This is a genomic window from Methylobacterium sp. Leaf88 (genome assembly GCF_001422795.1).
Lineage (GTDB): Bacteria > Pseudomonadota > Alphaproteobacteria > Rhizobiales > Beijerinckiaceae > Methylobacterium.
The window spans coordinates 1-1,387 of the sequence record NZ_LMMK01000031.1 but is presented as its reverse complement, the minus strand read 5'-3'; the positions used below and the strand labels follow the sequence as shown (position 1 = coordinate 1,387).

The window sequence follows — 1,387 nt, the reverse complement described above, 5'->3', positions numbered from 1 at the left end:
CGGGCCGCCGGTCTCTCGCTCTCCACCGTCAAGCGCATGGAGGAGAACGTCGCGGCGATCGCGCAGCGCTCCCGCCACAGGGCCGTGGACACCCTGCGCGGCTTCGGCATCCGCTTCTCCCTGATGGAGGGTGGGATCATCGGCGTCGGCCTGCGCTGATCGGGCTTCGCGCACCCGGAGCGGTGCTTGGTTCGCCATGTCGGCGCGGCGCTCGCGCAAGGCCCGGATCCCCCATCCCGGAGGGATCGGACGGATCGGATGCGCGCCGGTCCGCCGGCCGAGGGGCGAGCCCGCCCTCGCTGAGCCCGGGGCCTCCACGACATCGGAGGTCAAGTCCCCGACGGCGTCCGGCCCGGCCCGCGACGAGCGCCGCACTATCGCGGCGAATTGCCCGCACATCGAGAAACATACCTTAGGTTATCAAGACACGGATCGGGTGCTGAACTCTAAGTTTTCATCCCTCGATTTCGCCATATGCCGAGCGGATACTATAAGGACGAGGCGGTTTTTGGTGTTGGGTGCCGGCGTCATACGGATGAATCTGGAAAGCCTCGAATTCGCGTCCCCGTATTTTTTGGACCTCATCGAGAGCCAGGGTGTCACCGGGACCTGGAGTTGGGGCTTCGCGGACAACCATCACGCCTGGTCGCCGGGCCTGTTCCGCGTGCTCGGCCTCGACCCCCAGACCACACGGCCGGGCTACGAGCGTCTCCTCGGACTGATCCATCCCCAGGACCGGGAGCGGGTGGAGACCCGCGCCGACCTGATCCAGGGCGTGACGTTCGGCCAGAAGACCGTCCGCCTGCTCCGCCCGGACGGCGCGATCCGCGTGCTGTCGGTCCGGTGCGAGATCTATCTCACGCCGGACGGGCGCCCCCGCGGGGCGGCCGGTGTCGTGCTCGACGTGACGGATCAGGAGCGGCTGCAGCAGGCACGCATGGCCGAGCAGCGGCGCTGGCGGGCTCTGTTCAACGAAAGGCGGACCCTGTTCTTCTCCAGTGATCTGGTTACCGGTCTCGATTTCACACAGGAATTCTGCGACCTCACGGGCCTCTCGGCCTCTGAGATCGCGACAGATGCTTTCCAGACGATCACGCATGAGGAGCGTGAGCACTGGCGTGCCCATGGCGGCGAAGCGTTCAGTGCGGGTCTCGCCTACCGAGCGACACCTCTCCTGCGCATCATGCGCCATGGACGGGAGCGTTTCGAGAGTTTCGTCGTCCCCATCCGAAGTTCGGGCGGGGAGATCCGGGAATGGGCCGGCATCACCCGGCCCATGGGCTCGATGACGTCGCCGGTCAGCGACCAGTTTCGCGAAGGCCTCGAGCAGGCGATCGACGGGCGCCACCTGCGCGCCGCCCGGGCCCTGCTGGACTGGTCGATGACG

General features: G+C 67.3%; 1 protein-coding gene. It reads left to right on the top strand.

From position 1 onward, the window contains the following. Positions 1-196 precede the first annotated feature (196 nt). Positions 197-1,387 (top strand): PAS domain-containing protein (locus ASF20_RS24175; protein WP_156648097.1); only part of this gene is annotated, 1,191 nt, incomplete at its 3' end.